The 665-nt window shown below is 43.8% G+C and carries 1 protein-coding gene; it reads right to left on the minus strand.

The window, feature by feature from the left end; translation table 11 throughout:
* Positions 1 to 665 (minus strand): PKD-like domain-containing protein (locus FEDK69T_RS15945; protein ID WP_035656396.1); only part of this gene is annotated, 665 nt, incomplete at both ends.

A 665-nucleotide genomic window follows, 5' to 3' on the forward strand; every position in this document is an offset into this window, starting at 1 on the left:
GTTGCCGGATTAGAAGCTTTAACTTCAATCATGAACACATCTGAACAACCTGTAGTCGAATTCATGATAGAGACAGTATACATACCTGGTTGAGTAGCCGTATAAGAGCTGGTTGTCGCAATCACTTCGTTCATATTGTTGCCAAAATACCACTGGAAGTCATAATTCGCTTCGCTTAAACCGGTATTCATCTCATATCCGTAGATTAATGCTCCGGTTGTTGCATCAATACAAACCAATCCGTCTTTAATATCGGTTTTCGGTGTTGGGTTCACTCTAACAACAACGGTTATAGCTCTTCCGGCACAACCATTATTCATTGGTATGATGGTGTAAGTTGCCGTTCCTTGCGCATTCCCTGTAGTTTCCAGATTCTGATTGATCGGTATTCCCCCTCCAGGAGTGGTTTCAGAACCACTGCCGTCAGATGCTCCGGTCACGCCGTTTTCAACAACGGTCCAGGAGATAGATGTTCCCGAAATATTAGGAAAAACAACGATACCCGATGAATCACCGCTACAAATTGGAGGCGGCATAGCAGAACTAAATATCTCCGGTGTCGGATTAACTTTTACCAGTACCGTAATTTGATCGCCCGGACATCCATTAACTGTTGGGGTAATGGTATATAAAACTGTACCTGGTGTGAAACCAGCTGTAGTCAG

Origin of the sequence: Flavobacterium enshiense DK69 (assembly GCF_000498495.1) — a bacterium.
Lineage (GTDB): Bacteria > Bacteroidota > Bacteroidia > Flavobacteriales > Flavobacteriaceae > Flavobacterium > Flavobacterium enshiense.